Below are 14,429 nucleotides of genomic sequence, written 5' to 3'. Positions count from 1 at the left end.
CGGGGAGGCGCCGTAGATCTCCTGGATCACGAAGGGGGAGGCGGATATGTAGGCGCGGTCCCGATCGGGACCGCCCTCCCCCATGTACCGGCGAACGTCTCAGCGGACGCCGCGCGGGCCGGGCGGCAGTGCGGCCGGTACGCGCTGCCACTGCGTCTGCTGCCGGGCGCTGTAGGCCCCGGCGCTGTAGGCGCTGTACGAACTGCTGAACGACCCCGGCCGATGACCTCCGTGCTGCTCCGAACTGGTCGGAATGTTCCCGAAGGCGACGAACCCCAGGTTCTCCTCGCCGCTGCGGTCACCGGGCAGCGTGCGGAAGGACTTGACGTACTCGGACCAGAGCGCGTCGTAGATGGGCGTGGCCGAGTGGCTGCCCGAAATGTCCTGGGCCGAGCGGGCGGAGGGAATCGGCTGGAAGGACTGGCGGCGGGGGATGTCGTATGCGTGCACGTATGTCCAAACGACCCCGAACTTCAAGGGATGCGGTTGATATCCGCCTCTTTGGGTGATCTCATGTGCCCGCGAGCGGCATGGCGACGCCGACCAGCTTCCCGTTGGCCGCCGCCTTGTCCAGCGCGTCCCGCAGCAGGTCCTCCCGGGGCTGACGCCCGATGGACCCCACCGGCGCGGCGAACATGAGCACCTGCTGGTGCTTGTTGGCGGCGGCCCGCCAGCCGTCGGTCACCTGCAGCGGCTGATGCGCCTGCCACCACGCCACCGGCTGCCCGCCGTTCGTGCCGGGCTGCAGTACGGCGTGCAGCTGGCCCATGGCCACCAGCACCGACCAGCCGTGCAGCACGGGCGGTACCTCGGACAGCTCCATGAGCGGCATGAACCCCTGCTCGATCAGCAGCGGCAGGAAGTCGTCGCCGAGCCCGGTCGTGCCCGGCCGCACGATGGGCCCGGTCGGCTCGACGACCAGCGCAGGGTGCAACTCCCCGGCGATCAGGACCAGGCCGCTGGTCACACCGAGCACGGCCTGCTCGGGGACGACCTGGTCGGGGTCCAGGTCCACGGTGTCCCCGGAGATGGACCGCACGGCCCCCTGGAGCTGCTCCTCGGTGACCTGGACGACCTGCGAGGGCAGGCAGGTGGCGTGGGCGAAGGCGAGGACGGCGGTCTCCTCGCCGACGAACAGGACGGTGCTGGTGCGCTCCTGTTCGGAGTCGCCCGGGGTGCGGCAGGAGGTGCAGTCGTAACTGCCGGGGGCGTTCTCTCCGGCGAGCAGCCGGTCGGCTTCTTCGTCGCCGATCTCGGCGCGTACCTCGTCGCTGACGTCGAGCATGCGCGGCACGGGTGGCTCCCCTCGGGAAGTGTGAACCGGGCGGGTCCCGGGCTCATGAAGAAGACAACGGGTGATCTGTGGCGGGAGTCACGCTCCAGGGCGAACGGAATCGAACCATCCACCGCGCAGGGTCACCGCAGGTGCGGAATCGGGCACTCACCGTCAATTCCTTGGAAATCAAAGGAAGTTGGTTGCGTGAAGTGGGTCACAGATCGTCACGACCCGTGGTCGACAAATCAGGAAATCAGCGAATTAAGTGGGTGGCCGGAAAGTGACGATACCCGCGGTAACGGCGAACTGGCCTGGAATGACAAGCAGTTGGTTGCTGACGCCTCGACAGGCTCCTTAGATTCCTCCGCCGTGTGCAACGAGCACCGCTCGGGAACGTCCGCCGACCGCACCAGCCAGCACCACCAGCAGAACGCGATCACCGGCGGACGGGGCGGAGCGCGGCGACCGGCCCATGTGCCGTGAGCGCGCCCCGCCTTGGGGGAGCCCGGGTGTTTCGAGAGGGAAATTCATGTCCGAGTGTGCCGATACCACCCGCGACAACGTCCGCAGGAACCGTACGACGGCGCTCCTCGCCGGGGCGGCACTGCTCGCCCCGCTCGGGCTGCTGGCCGCGACCGGCAACGCCGCGGCGGCGGACGGCGGGGTGTGGGACCGCATCGCCCAGTGCGAGAGCGGCGGCAACTGGCACATCAACACCGGCAACGGCTACTACGGCGGGCTGCAGTTCTCCGCCGGCACCTGGCGCGCGTACGGCGGCACGGCCTACGCGTCGACGGCCGCCGGGGCGTCCAGGGAACAGCAGATCGCGGTGGCCACCAAGGTCCAGCACGCCCAGGGTTGGGGTGCCTGGCCGGTCTGTTCGGCACGGGCCGGAGCGTACGGCAGCGCACCCGCGGCCTCCTCCGGCTCCCGGGCCACCAAGTCCTCGACGGTCGCCAAGCCGAAATCGGTCACCAAGTCGAAGCCGTCGAAGACGCCGGTACGTTCGACGGGCCACACGGCGCGCAGTGCCTCCCGCGGCGACTACACCGTCCGCGAGGGCGACACCCTGAGCAAGATCGCCGCCCGGCACGGGACCACCTGGCAGCGGCTGTACGCCGCCAACAAGGCCGTCATCGGCGGTGACCCCAACCTGATCGTGCCCGGGCAGCAGCTCGACCTCTGAGCCGCGCCCCCGCACCGGGTGGGCCCCGTCCGGTCGTCCGACCGGGTGGGGCCTTCGGCCCATCGGACGCGCCGGAGCGGTCGCAGGCCGCTCACTGCTTACCGTGGCCCGATGTTCCGCATGCACCGTACGCAGCTCGCACTCGCGCTGGCCGCCGCCCTGTTCAGTGCCCTCGTCCCGGTCACGGCGCAGGCGGCACCACCGCCCCCGCTGCCGGGAACGCTACCGCTGCGCCTCTCCTACGCCTGCGCCAAGGACCACTGGCCCTGGGGCTGCATCGCGGACTGCGAGAGCGGCGGGCGGTGGGACATCAACACCGGGAACGGCTTCTACGGCGGGCTGCAGTTCCGGCAGTCCACCTGGAAGTACTTCGGCGGGCTGAAGTACGCCCGCCGTGCGGATCTCGCCACCCGTGAGGAGCAGATCGCCGTCGCCGAGAAGGTGCTGGCCGCCCAGGGATGGGAGACCTGGCCTGCCTGCTCCCAGCGCTACCGGCTCCAGGGGCGCGTGCACGCCGTGCACGCCGGCGAGACGCTGGTGTCGATCGCGGACAGGTACGGCGTCGACGGCGGCTGGCTGTCGCTGTACCGGGCCAACAGGGACATGGTCGGTGAGCATCCGACCCGGCTGAACGTCGGTACGCAGCTGCTCATCCCGCGGGGTTCGGCCCGCGCCCAGGAGCGGTACCAGGACTTCGAGGAGGCCGGCCCGCCCCTGACCGACGACGACGCTCCCGTTCGCCCGCCTCTCCGCTGAACACGACGGTGCCGCGGCGCAGTTCGTACACGATCACTCCTCTCCGGTCCTGGAGTGCGGGCGGCAGCCGCTGCTCGGCGATGACGACGCACGCGTCGACGGCGCCCAGCAGGTCGTAGGTGCGGGCCGCGACCGCGGGAGACATGCCCTGCGCGGGCTCGTCGACGAGCACCACGCGCGCGCGTGCCAGCAGGGCGCGGGAGAGGGCGAGCATGCGCTGCTCGCCGCCGGAGAGGGTGCCGGCGCGGCGCGTGAGCAGGGGCTCCAGCTGCGGGTAGGCCTCCAGGGCGAAGCCGTGGTCCGTGGCCGCCAGTTCGAGGTTCTCGTGCACGGTGAGGGAGCCGAACACGGCCTGCCGCTCGGGAACCAGGCACAGCCCCCGCCGGGCCCGTTCGTACGCCGGTGTCCGGCTCACGTCGACGCCGTCCCACACCACCGCGCCGGCGGACAGCGGTACGACGCCCGCCAGCGCGCGCAGGGCGGTCGTACGGCCGGATCCGTTGCGGCCGAGCAGGACGGTGAGACCGGGGCCGGGGGCGGCGAGGGTGATGCCGTGCAGGGCCTCCAGGGGGCCGTAACGCACGCGCGCGTGCCGCAGGGAGATGGTCATGTGCCCACCTCCCCGGTACCCAGGGCGTCGAGTACGTGTCCGGGCGGGCCGGAGGCGACGATGCGGCCCGCGGTCATGACGTGCACGACGTCCGCGAGGTCGGCGACCAGGTCGAGGTCGTGCTCGACCACGAGGAGAGCGGTGCCGTCGGCCGCCAGGGCCTTCAGTACCCGTGCCAGAGCGGCTACTTCGGTGCTGTCCAGGCCGGCGGCCGGCTCGTCGAGCAGCAGTACGCGGGGGCTGCCCGCGAGGGCTCTGGCCAGTTCTACGCGGCGCAGCGTGCCGGTGGGGAGGTCTGCGGCGGGCCGGGTTCGTACGGGGCCGTCGAGGCCGAGCAGCCGCAACGCCCGGTCGACGGCGGCCGGATCGTGCAGCCGGCCCTGTTCGGCGCCCACGCGGACGTTCTCGGCCACCGTCAAGGACGGGAAGACGGCGAGTTGTTGGAAGGTGCGGGCGATTCCCAGGTGGGTTCGGGTGTGGGCGGCGAGCCGTGTGATGTTCCTTGTGCCCAGGCGGACTTGGCCTTGGGTGGGGCGCAGGGTGCCCGCCAGGCAGTGGAACAGGGTGCTCTTTCCGGCCCCGTTGGGGCCGACGATTGTGGTGATCTGTCCCGGGGGGACGGTGAGGTCGACTCCGTCGAGGGCCTGGAAGCCGTCGTAGCGGGCGTGGAGTTCGTGGGCTCGGAGGGTCGGTGCGTGCGCGTGCGCGGGTGCGTGGGGGTGCACCCGGCCTTCGGCCGGGTTTGGGTTCCCACCCGCACCATCCGTGCGGCTTTCGTTGTCGGGTGCGGGTGGCCCCTGTGGGGGCTGGGCGCCGTCGGCGGCTGCCGGGTGTTTTCGTGGGGGACCAGCGCCTGCCGGCGCAGGCTGCCGGGCAGGTCGTCGTTCCGTGGGGCGCAGCCGTGCCCGTACGCGCATCCCCAATGGCGTCAGCCGTGCCCGCCGTCGCAGCCGCAGGCCCGCCGCCGCTGCCCGCAGGGCCTCGTACGGGCCGCCGGGGAAGCGGCCGACCAGCACCGCCAGCACGCCGATCAGGGCCGCCGCCACGCCGCCCCGCGCGCCCGCGTCGAGGCCCACCAGGAGGGCGGCCGCCGCCAGGGCGCCCAGGGTGCTGTCGGCGCCCAGGACCACGACGGCGGCGAACCACAGCAGGCTGCGCACCGGGTCGTAGGCGCCCGGGTCGAAGGCCCGCAGGCCCATGCCGAGCATGCCGCCGCCGAGCGCGGCCAGGGCGGCGCCCGAGACGAAGGCCAGGAGCTTGAGCGAGGGGACCCGGACTCCGGCTGCCGAGGCGCCCGACTCGTGGTCGCGCATGGCGGCCAGGGCCCGGCCCGTGCGGCCTCGGCGCAGCGCCCGCGTGGCCAGCAACGCGGCGGCCAACAGGGCCAGTTCGAGGACGTAGTAGGCACGGTCGCCGTCGAAGCCCGCCGGGCGGTCCAGGGAGAGGCCGGACGTGGCGTACGGCTGCGCGAAGACGAAGCGGCTCACGCCGACCCCCACCGCGAACGTGGCGAGCGCGAGGGCGAGGCCCTGGCGGCCGATCGCCGGCCAGCCCGTCAAGAGGCCCAGGGGAGCTACCAGCACGACCGCCGCCGCCAAAGCGGCCAGTTCGGGCAGGCGCGGCAGCCCGGGAAAACGGCCCGCCGCCAGGAGGGCCGTGAACAGGGTGCCCAGGCCCGCGTACGCGGCCTGTCCGAGGGAGATCTGGCCGCCCCGGCCGGTGACCACCACCAGGGACAGCAGGACCACTCCCAGCGCCGGCACCTGGACCGAGGTGTGCAGGTCGGAGCCCGCGAAGCCCAGGGGGAGCAGGAACAGGACGACGGCCACTATCCATGCGCCCGGCGGTGTCGGCACGCGTGCGGTGGCCGTGCGGGGGAGCGCGTCGCGGGTGCCGATCCGCGGCAGCACCAGGGCTGCGACCAGCAGGGCCACCACGAACAGGTTCGCGCCCACCGCCTGCAGCAGAGGCTCGCCCCAGCCGGAGGGATGCAGCCGCGTCAGCTGGCTCTGCGCGATCCCGATGCCCAGCGCCACGACGACGGCCACCGGCAGGTTCCGCATCCGCGCCGCCACCGCGACCGCCACCACCTCCATGACGAGCAGCGGCAGACCGTACGGGTCCAGGCGCACGTACGGCGCCAGCAGCACGCCCGTCAGGCCCGCCGTGAACGAGCCGAACGCCCAGCCCGCCGCCGCCACCCGGTCCGCGTCGATCCCGCCGAGCACCGCCAGCTGCCGGTCGTCGACCACGGCCCGCAGCTCCCGCCCGAACCGCGTCCCCCGGATCACCGCGCCGACGCCCACGGCCAGCACGAGCACCACGGCCAGCTGGCCCCAGGGGTCCTCCGACACCAGTTCCGGAGCGTCGTCCCGTGCCCCCTGCCCCCACACCAGCGCCGCCCCGCCCACCAGCAGCACGAACACCCCGATGGACGCGACGAGCGTCTGCGCCGGGTCGCCGCCCAGGACGGCGAGCGGCCGGAAGACGAACCGTTCCAGGGCCACACCGATCGCCGGGGCCAGGACGACGAGCGTCACCGTCGCCCCCAGCCACAGCGGCCAGCCCCACGCGACCACACACTGCCGCAGCACATACGCGCACACCATCGCGATCGCGCCGTGCGCGAAGTTGAGCACGCCGGTCGCGCGGTACGTCACGATCAGGCCGATCCCGGTGAGCGCGGCCGCGCTGCCGACGGAGAGTCCGGCGAGCGTGAGGTCGTATGTGAGGGAGGACATCGGGAGGCTTCAGTCGGTCTCGTCGGCGGGTTCGCAGATCGGGCACGGGCCGAGCTCGCCGCTCTGCAGCAGTTTCGCGTCGACCGGTACGGCCTCCGCCTTCCCGGCGACCAGCGGGCAGTCCGCGCGATGCCACAGTGTGCCGCCCGGCACCATCAGCAGGTCACCGCTGACCGCGAGGGGTAGGGCGGCCGCCTGCCGGGACTCGTCGGCGTCGGCGGACTCGGCGGCGACCAGGAGGCCGTACAGCTCCTCGACGCGGGCGGCGGCGAGCGCGCCGCGCCCGTGGGTGAGCAGCACGGATCCGGCGATGATCAGCGCGGCGCCGGGGACCGTGCAGGAGGCGAGATAGGGCAGCTGACGCTCGGCGTAACGCTCACCGGAGATGCCGTACCAGCCGATGACGCACAACACCGCACCCGCGGCGAGCGCGGCCCAGCCGGCCCACAGGACGGGGTGCACGGTTCGCAGTCGGGCTGTCCGCATAACTGGCTCCCACACGTCGCGTTTCTGTGCATGTGCCTGTCCATGTCAGCCAATGGCTTGCACTATGCCTCCTGGAAGCTGACCCTGAAAGCACCGGGCGCACCTTGCCCGGACCGACACCCGGTGGTGAGCCAGATGGTTCTCGGGAGCGACCTCAGGCGGGGGAAGGTACGAAGGGGGCGCGGCCCAAGGGCGGCGGGACGGGGCACGGCGTTCGCGGCCGCCCTTGTTCTCATCTTCGCCCCGGTGCTCGCGGCCTGCAGCGACAACAGCGGCGGCGGGAGCGAGAGCACACCCCCCACGCCGTCCGTGGAGAAGACGACGAGCGCACCGGCCACCGCGCCCGCGGATCCGGCCGCCGCCACGAAGGAGATCAAGCAGAACTGGGCGAAGTTCTTCGACCCGAAGACGCCCGTCAAGGACAAGCTGGCCGTCCTGGAGAACGGCGACAGGATGGCACTGGTCCTGAAGGCCTTCGGCGGTGACCAGCGCGGCGGGCAGGTGCAGGCCCAGGTGACGAAGGTCGACTTCACCTCGCCCACCAAGGCGACCGTGACGTACAACCTGACCCTCAAGGGCGCCACCGCCCTGCCGAACGCCTCCGGGACGGCCGTCGAGCAGAACGGCACCTGGAAGGTCTCCGTGAACACCCTCTGTGCACTGGTCGGCATGAGCGGCAATGCCTCGGCGTCGGCTCTCCCCGGCTGCTGAGTGCGCTGCCGCGGCGCTGCTGCTCCTGCTGGGCACGGCCTGCGGCAGCCGCCTGCCGGAGAGCGACTTCGAGCACGGCGGCCGGACGAACGCGCCCGCGCCCAGCGGCGGCACGCCCGTCCGCGTCGGCATCATCACCAGCGCCACCAGCCCCGTAGGCGGCAACACGTTCACCGGCCCGCGCGACGGCGCCAAGGCCTACTTCGACCGCCTCAATGCGCGCGGGGGCATCGACGGGCGCCCCGTCGAGGTGCGGGAGTGCGACGACGGCGGCAGCGGCGTCGGCAACAACACCTGCGTGCACCGGCTGATCGACGAGGACCAGGTCGTCGCCCTGGTCGCCACCACCGCCCTGGACTACGCGGGCGCCTCCCGCGTCTCCCACGCGCGCGTGCCCGACATCGGCGGCCAGCCCATCGGCGCCGCCTACGACACCTGGCCGCACCTCTACGGCATCTACGGCAGCCTCGCCCCGAGGAACGGCACCCCCGGCTGGGACGGGGAGCTCTACGGCGGCACGGAGGTCTACCGCTACTTCAAGCGCGAGAAGGGCGCCCGCACGGCCGCCGTCGTCTCCTACAACCAGGCCGCGTCGGCCGCCTACGCCCGTCTCGTCGAGCAGGGCCTGAAGGCCGAGGGCTACAAGGTGGTCACCGAGCAGGTCGACTTCGCCCTGCCCAACTTCCGTGCCGCCGCGGCCGACTTGAAGGAGCAGGGCGCCGACCTGGTCTTCGACGCGATCGACACCCACGGCAACGCCCAGCTGTGCAAGGCGATGGACGAGGTCGGCGCCGAGGTCACCGCCAAGGTCACCAACGTGCAGAACTGGACGTCCACCGTCCCCGACGACTACAAGGACTCCCCGCGCTGCCGCAACGCCCTCTGGGCGACCGGCTCCAGCCGCAACTACGAGGACACGGCCAACGCGGCCGTACGCGAGTTCCGGGACGCCACCAAGGGCCTGAAGACGCACTCCCAGTGGCAGTTGGAGGGCTGGGCGGCCGCCATGTGGTTCACGGACGCGGCGAAGTCCTGCGCACAAACGGGCATCACGCGCGCGTGCGTCGACGCCTTCATGAACCGCAGTGAGAACTACACCGCGGGCGGCCTGCTGGTTCCCGTCGTCTTCGAGCGGCTGGCCGAGCCGCCGAAGGACCGCCGGACCTGTCTGTCGGTGGCCCGCTGGCAGGACGGCCGGGGCTGGGTGTCCCAGGGCGACATGAACAGCAACTGCTTCGACGTGCCGCAGCTCTCCTACCAGCCGTAGTCCGGTATCGGCCGTGGTCCGGGTAAAGGGCAACCAAAGTGCCTGTTCGCCGGTCTGACCAAGAAGCACAGGCCGAGAAGGGATCCGTACCGCATGACGACGGTGGCTCCGCAGTCCACACCGCTGCGCGCCGACTGCATCGCCGACTCCGCGGGCGGCCTGACCTTCGACGTCCGCGCGGTCGGGGACACGGCCACGGCCCTGCTCGTGCTGCGCCGCCGCGACAGCCACGACGAGGTGTACCTGCCGCTCACCCCCGCCGCGGACGGCCGGCTGCGCGCCGCGCTGCCCAGCATCGTCGCCCTCCCCGAGGGCCGCTGGGACGCCTACGCGCGCGTGGACGCCGGCGAGCCGCGCCGTCTGGCGCCCGGCGTCACGGATCTGCGCTCGCTCGCCGCCCGGACCCCGAGCGGCTCCGGCGGCCACGTCGCCGTCCGCATCCCGTACGCGACCCGGCAGGGCAACCTCACCGTCCGCAGCTGGCTGCGCGCCCCGCACGCCGAGGCGGGAGAACTGCGGGTCAAGCAGGGCGTGCTGACGGTGCCGGGACGGATGTACGGCATCGGGCTCGGACCGGACGCCCATGCCGAGCTCCGCGGCCGGCACGCGCCCGTCCCGGTGCGCCGGACCGAAGTCCTCGCCGACCGCACCGAGTTCCGCTTCAAGGTGGTCTACGGCGCCCTGGAGCCGGGCCTGTGGGACCTGTGGCTGCGGCCCGCAGGGGAGGCGGGACCGGCGGTGCGGGTCGCGCGGCTGCTCGACGACGTGGCCGACAAGAAAGCCGTGTTCGCCTATCCACGCGTGCGCGTGGACGCGCCGTACGGCCCCGTGGAGGCCGGGCCGTACTACACGCGGGACAACGACCTGTCCGTGTCCGTCACCGCGGTGACCGCTGCTCTTTAGGACAGCAGCGGTCCGCAACGGCTGGCAGACTCGGACCCATGTTGGAGACCTCGGCACGACTGCTGCGTCTGCTCTCGCTCCTCCAGGCCCACCGCGAGTGGTCCGGCGCCGACCTCGCGGACCGCCTCGGTGTCACGCCGCGCACCGTGCGCCGGGACGTGGACCGGCTGCGCGAGCTGGGCTATCCCGTCAACGCCAGTCCCGGCACCGGCGGCGGCTACCAGCTGGGCGCGGGCGCCGAGCTGCCGCCGCTGCTCCTGGACGACGACGAGGCGGTCGCCGTCGCCGTCGGGCTGCGCACGGCCGCCGGGCAGGGCATCGAGGGCATCGGCGAGACCTCCGTACGGGCCCTCGCCAAGCTGGAGCAGGTGCTGCCGGGCCGGCTGCGCCGCCGCGTGGGCGCCCTGAACGCCTTCACCGTGCCGATGCTGCGCGGCCCGCAGCCCTCCGCCGTCGACCCGGCCGTCCTGACCGAACTGGCCAACCTCTGCCGGGACTCCGAACGCCTGCGCTTCGAGTACAGCGACCACGCGGGTGCTTCCAGCCGCCGTACCGTCGAACCCCACCGTCTGGTGTGCTCCGAGCGCCGCTGGTACCTGGTCGCCTGGGACCTCGACCGCGCGGACTGGCGTACGTTCCGCGTCGACCGCATCACGCCGAAGCCGCCGCACGGCCCGCGCTTCGCCCCGCGCACCCCGCCCGCCGAGGACCTCGCCGCGTATGTCTCGAAGGGTGTCTCCACGCGCGCGTACGCCACACATGCGGTCGTCCGGCTGCTCGCGCCCCTGGCGGAGGCCGCCGAGCGCATCTCGCCCTCGGCGGGGCAGCTGGAGGCGGACGGCCCGGACCGCTGCATCCTGCGCACCGGGGCCGCAAGCCTCGACGTCATGGTGATTCACGTGATGATGACGGGCTTCGACTTCGAGGTCCTGGAGCCCGCCGAGCTCACCGAGGCGATCAGGACCGCCCGGGACCGCCTGTCTCGCGCTCTTCTCCCTCAGGCTCCTCGGGCGTCGCCGCGAACTCGGGATGGTGCAGGTCGAACGCCGGGGACTCGGAGCGGATCTTCGGCAGGACCGTGAAGTTGTGCCGCGGCGGCGGGCACGAGGTCGCCCACTCCAGTGAGCGGCCGTAGCCCCAGGGGTCGTCGGTCTCGACCCTCTCGCCGTACTTGGCGGTCTTCCAGACGTTGTAGAGGAACGGCAGCGTCGACATGCCGAGCAGGAACGCGCCGATCGTCGAGACGGTGTTGAGGGCCGTGAAGCCGTCCGCCGCGAGATAGTCGGCGTACCGCCGTGGCATGCCCTCCGCGCCCAGCCAGTGCTGCACCAGGAAAGTGGTGTGGAAGCCGACGAAGAGCGTCCAGAACTGGATCTTGCCCAGCCGCTCGTCGAGCATCTTGCCGGTGAACTTGGGCCACCAGAAGTAGAACCCGCCGAAGATCGCGAAGACGACCGTGCCGAACACGACGTAGTGGAAGTGCGCCACCACGAAGTAGGTGTCCGAGACGTGGAAGTCCATCGGCGGCGACGCCAGGATCACTCCGGTGAGGCCGCCGAACAGGAAGGTCACCAGGAAGCCGCACGCCCACAGCATCGGTGTCTCGAAGGACAGCGAGCCCTTGATCATCGTGCCGATCCAGTTGAAGAACTTCACGCCGGTGGGCACGGCGATCAGGAACGTCATGAAGGAGAAGAACGGCAGCAGCACCGCGCCGGTGACGAACATGTGGTGCGCCCACACCACCACCGACAGCCCGGTGATCGCCATCGTCGCCCCGATCAGCGTGAGATAGCCGAAGAGCGGCTTGCGGCTGAAGACCGGGAGGATCTCCGTGACGATGCCGAAGAACGGCAGCGCGATGATGTACACCTCGGGATGGCCGAAGAACCAGAACAGGTGCTGCCACAGCAGCGCCCCGCCGTTGGCCGCGTCGAAGACCTGGGCGCCGAACCGCCGGTCCGCCTCCAGACACAGCAGTGCGGCCGCCAGCACCGGGAACGCCATCAGGATCAGGATCGACGTGAAGAGGGTGTTCCAGGTGAAGATCGGCATCCGGAACATCGTCATGCCCGGGCAGCGCATCCCGATGATGGTGGTGATGAAGTTGACCGCGCCGAGGATCGTGCCGAAGCCCGCCAGTGCGAGCCCCATGATCCACAGGTCGGGTCCGACACCGGGCGAGCGCACCGCGCTGTTGAGCGGCGCATAGGCGAACCAGCCGAAGGCGGCCGGACCGCCGGGCACGATCAGCGAGCCGAGCACGATCAGGCCGCCGAACAGGAAGAACCAGTACGACAGCATGTTCAGCCGCGGGAAGGCGACGTCGGGGGAGCCGATCTGCAGCGGCATCAGCTCGTTGGCGAAGCCCGCGAACATCGGCGTCGCGAAGAGCAGCAGCATGATCGTGCCGTGCATGGTGAACAACTGGTTGAACTGGTTGTTGTCCATGATCTGCAGCCCCGGCCGGGCGAGTTCGGCGCGCATCAGCAGCGCCATCACCCCGCCGGTGAGGAAGAACAGGAACGAGGTGATCAGGTAGAGATGCCCGATCTTCTTGTGGTCGGTGGTCGTCAGCCAGTCGACGATCACCCGGCCCTGACTGGTCCGCACGGGTCGCGTCGCCGCCTGCACGGTCTGGGTCCCCATCGCTCGCTCGCCCCTTCGCTCGTCGCGCCCCGGGTCCGCTGATGCCCGCGCCACCCCCGCCCGCGAGCTCACGTCATGATGCGCGCGCCGTCGCGCGCTCCGACAGGGGGCGTGCGGGGGTTCTGTGCTGGAACCGTGCATTTCCTACGTGGTGTCAGCTCTCACGAACCCGCCCGGAATCGGACCGGAAAGAAGTCCGGGATCAGTTCTCACGGCACTTTCCGACGGCCCTATTCGCACAGCGGCCGCGACACGCGGGAATTACGTTCGATTACCTGCGGAAGGCCTACGGAACTGGTACGGAACCGCCCGTACGTGTGACGCCCGCTGCAGAGAAGTTGATGTCACGTGAGCCGAAACACGTGTCGTGATCCTGTGACAGAAGTGTGACCGGAGGGGGATACGGGACCTGTGGGACCGCCCCGCCTTCCCCGGCCGCGGGACAGGGCCTAGCGTGACGGTATGGCACCGATTCCCACTCCGCAGGCGGAGCCCCAGGACAGTCCGGACGCGTATGTCGGCCTCGATGCGACCGGCGCCGAGCGGCGCGCGCGGGAGCGCGGCTGGTCCACGGTGCGCTCGCTGCCGCCGGGGTCGATCATCACGATGGAGTACCGCACGGGCCGGATGAACTTCGAGGTGGAGAACGGCCGGGTGGTGCGGGCCTGGAAGGGCTGACATCTGCACGAAGGCCCGGCTCCCGAAACGGGAACCGGGCCTTCGCTGTGCGGGAGTGGTTGTGCGTACCGACCCCGCTGCCTGTGTGGCGTCAGCCGCCCGTCAGCGGGCGGGCCGTGGAGGCCGTCGCGCCGCGTGGGATGCGGTCCGAGTGCGGCGGGCGACGGCTGCCGACGGGAGTCACCGGCGTACGCTCCGAGCGGGTCGTGTGCGGGCCCGGCGCCAGGTAGGCGGGCGCCCGGGTCGGGCGGGCACCGGAGCTGACCGTCTCGCGGGCGGCGGCCTCGTCCTGCGCGACCGTACGCCGTGTGAGCAGCCCGGGGGCGCCCACGGGAGCGGCCGGTGCCGTGGCACCCTTGCGGGCGCGCCAGCGGTCGCGCAGGTCGAAGAGGGCGACCTCGGCCTTGGCGATCCCGGGCTCGCACCAGGGCAGGGCCAGCAGGATCAGCAGGCCGGCGGCCCAGCCGAGGAGCACGTCGCTCAGCCAGTGCGTACCGAGGTAGACGGTGGCCAGGCCCACGCCCAGGGCGGTCAGTGCGGAGAGGGCGGACAGCCAGCGGCGGGCTCTCGGGGTGGAGGCGAGGTAGGCCAGGATTCCCCAGGTCACCACGGCGTTGGCGGTGTGGCCGCTGGGGAATATATCGCCGCCCAGGCCCATCTCGTTCGAGCCGATCGTGGTCGCGTAGTGCGGTCCGAGGCGGCCCATGCCGAGCTTGGCGGCGCCCACGGTGATGTTCAGCAGCAGCAGTGAGGCGCCCAGCGTCAGCAGCGGGCGCAGGGTGTGCTGGCGCCAGGAGCGCCAGCCCAGCCAGGCCGCGACCATCACCGCGGTCGGGCCGCGCTGGCCGAGCACGACGTAGTAGTCGACGAACCAGTGGATGTTGTGCCACTGCTGGTATGGCCGGAAGAACATGACCTGCCAGTCGAAGCGGACCAGCCACGACGTGGTCACCACGAGATACACGATCGCCAGGTAGAAGGCCAGGGTCCCGGTCAGCAACGCGACCCGGTGCCGGCTCATCCTCGGCACATCGATGTGGGCCGGTCGTTCCGGCTCCCTGTCCAGTCTGGCGAACACCCGGTCCAGACGGGTGAGGTTTCGTTCGGTACGCACCCAATCGACGTTACAGCGAGTGAGGTAAGTTCTCCGTCTCTTCAGCTGCTTT

14 protein-coding genes and 1 pseudogene are annotated in these 14,429 nt (G+C 71.5%); 8 read left to right on the top strand and 7 right to left on the bottom strand.

All coding sequences use genetic code 11. From position 1 onward, the window contains the following. Positions 1-99 precede the first annotated feature (99 nt). Together ACWDAG_RS45670 and ACWDAG_RS45665 are read right to left on the bottom strand one after the other, a co-directional pair. Positions 100-450, bottom strand: coding sequence for a hypothetical protein (locus ACWDAG_RS45670; protein ID WP_450701499.1), 351 nt, complete (start codon positions 448-450; stop codon positions 100-102). Positions 451-511: 61 nt separating this feature from the next. Then, positions 512-1,294, bottom strand: a complete 783-nt coding sequence (locus ACWDAG_RS45665; RefSeq protein WP_450701498.1) for a hypothetical protein — start codon at positions 1,292-1,294, stop codon at positions 512-514. 186 nt (positions 1,295-1,480) lie between these two features. Here ACWDAG_RS45665 and ACWDAG_RS45660 point away from each other — a divergent pair, with 186 nt between their 5' ends. The 3 genes from ACWDAG_RS45660 (at position 1,481) to ACWDAG_RS45650 (ending at position 3,218) form a co-directional block, all read left to right on the top strand. Further along, entirely contained in the window at positions 1,481-1,759 is a 279-nt protein-coding gene (locus ACWDAG_RS45660) for a hypothetical protein (RefSeq protein WP_450701497.1), read from the top strand. Positions 1,760-1,805: 46 nt separating this feature from the next. Next, the gene (locus ACWDAG_RS45655; RefSeq protein ID WP_450701496.1) at positions 1,806-2,462 is read left to right on the top strand and encodes a transglycosylase family protein; all 657 of its coding nucleotides are present in this window, start codon (positions 1,806-1,808) and stop codon (positions 2,460-2,462) included. A gap of 111 nt (positions 2,463-2,573) precedes the next feature. Next, a complete protein-coding gene (locus ACWDAG_RS45650) occupies positions 2,574-3,218 on the top strand; it encodes a transglycosylase family protein (RefSeq protein WP_450701495.1) in 645 nt (214 codons plus the stop codon). On the opposite strand, the gene ACWDAG_RS45645 is transcribed toward ACWDAG_RS45650, so the two are convergent. The 3 genes from ACWDAG_RS45645 to ACWDAG_RS45635 are packed head-to-tail and all read right to left on the bottom strand — an operon-like array spanning position 3,112 to position 7,055. Then, positions 3,112-3,828 carry an ATP-binding cassette domain-containing protein gene (locus ACWDAG_RS45645; protein ID WP_450701494.1) on the bottom strand — a complete coding sequence of 239 codons (717 nt, stop codon included), beginning with the start codon at positions 3,826-3,828 and terminating at the stop codon, positions 3,112-3,114. The genes ACWDAG_RS45650 and ACWDAG_RS45645 overlap by 107 nt on opposite strands. Further along, a complete protein-coding gene (locus ACWDAG_RS45640; protein ID WP_450701493.1) occupies positions 3,825-6,569 on the bottom strand; it encodes an ABC transporter permease subunit in 2,745 nt (914 codons plus the stop codon). The genes ACWDAG_RS45645 and ACWDAG_RS45640 overlap by 4 nt, the downstream gene beginning before the upstream one ends. A 9-nt stretch (positions 6,570-6,578) precedes the next feature. Continuing rightward, positions 6,579-7,055, bottom strand: a complete 477-nt coding sequence (locus tag ACWDAG_RS45635; RefSeq protein WP_450701492.1) for a hypothetical protein — start codon at positions 7,053-7,055, stop codon at positions 6,579-6,581. A gap of 135 nt (positions 7,056-7,190) precedes the next feature. On the opposite strand from ACWDAG_RS45635, the gene ACWDAG_RS45630 reads away from it, so the two are divergent. The 4 genes from ACWDAG_RS45630 (at position 7,191) to ACWDAG_RS45615 (ending at position 11,018) form a co-directional block, all read left to right on the top strand. Then, complete coding sequence (locus ACWDAG_RS45630; protein WP_450701491.1) at positions 7,191-7,766, top strand: hypothetical protein; 576 nt, start codon at positions 7,191-7,193, stop codon at positions 7,764-7,766. Then, positions 7,735-9,033 carry an ABC transporter substrate-binding protein gene (locus ACWDAG_RS45625; RefSeq protein ID WP_450701490.1) on the top strand — a complete coding sequence of 433 codons (1,299 nt, stop codon included), beginning with the start codon at positions 7,735-7,737 and terminating at the stop codon, positions 9,031-9,033. Before ACWDAG_RS45630 ends, ACWDAG_RS45625 begins: the two co-directional genes overlap by 32 nt. 93 nt (positions 9,034-9,126) lie before the next feature. Further along, positions 9,127-9,936 carry a hypothetical protein gene (locus ACWDAG_RS45620; RefSeq protein ID WP_450701489.1) on the top strand — a complete coding sequence of 270 codons (810 nt, stop codon included), beginning with the start codon at positions 9,127-9,129 and terminating at the stop codon, positions 9,934-9,936. A gap of 38 nt (positions 9,937-9,974) precedes the next feature. Beyond that, complete coding sequence (locus tag ACWDAG_RS45615) at positions 9,975-11,018, top strand: helix-turn-helix transcriptional regulator (protein ID WP_450701488.1); 1,044 nt, start codon at positions 9,975-9,977, stop codon at positions 11,016-11,018. Here the strand turns inward: ACWDAG_RS45615 and ctaD are convergent. Continuing rightward, positions 10,912-12,585 (bottom strand): annotated as a pseudogene (gene ctaD / locus ACWDAG_RS45610) (aa3-type cytochrome oxidase subunit I); the annotation flags it as partial. The gene ACWDAG_RS45615 and the pseudogene ctaD overlap by 107 nt on opposite strands. Before the next feature lie 462 nt (positions 12,586-13,047). Between ctaD and ACWDAG_RS45605 the strand changes: the two are divergent. Beyond that, on the top strand, positions 13,048-13,263 hold the full coding sequence (locus ACWDAG_RS45605) for an I78 family peptidase inhibitor (RefSeq protein WP_450701487.1): 216 nt from the start codon (positions 13,048-13,050) through the stop codon (positions 13,261-13,263). Between the two features lie 91 nt (positions 13,264-13,354). Here ACWDAG_RS45605 and ACWDAG_RS45600 read toward each other — a convergent pair whose 3' ends face one another. Then, positions 13,355-14,377: a phosphatase PAP2 family protein gene (locus tag ACWDAG_RS45600; RefSeq protein ID WP_450701486.1), complete on the bottom strand. Its 1,023-nt coding sequence runs from the start codon at positions 14,375-14,377 to the stop codon at positions 13,355-13,357. Positions 14,378-14,429 lie beyond the last annotated feature (52 nt).

This window comes from Streptomyces sp. NPDC001157 (assembly GCF_053598255.1).
This window is presented reverse-complemented; position numbering and strand designations above follow the sequence as displayed.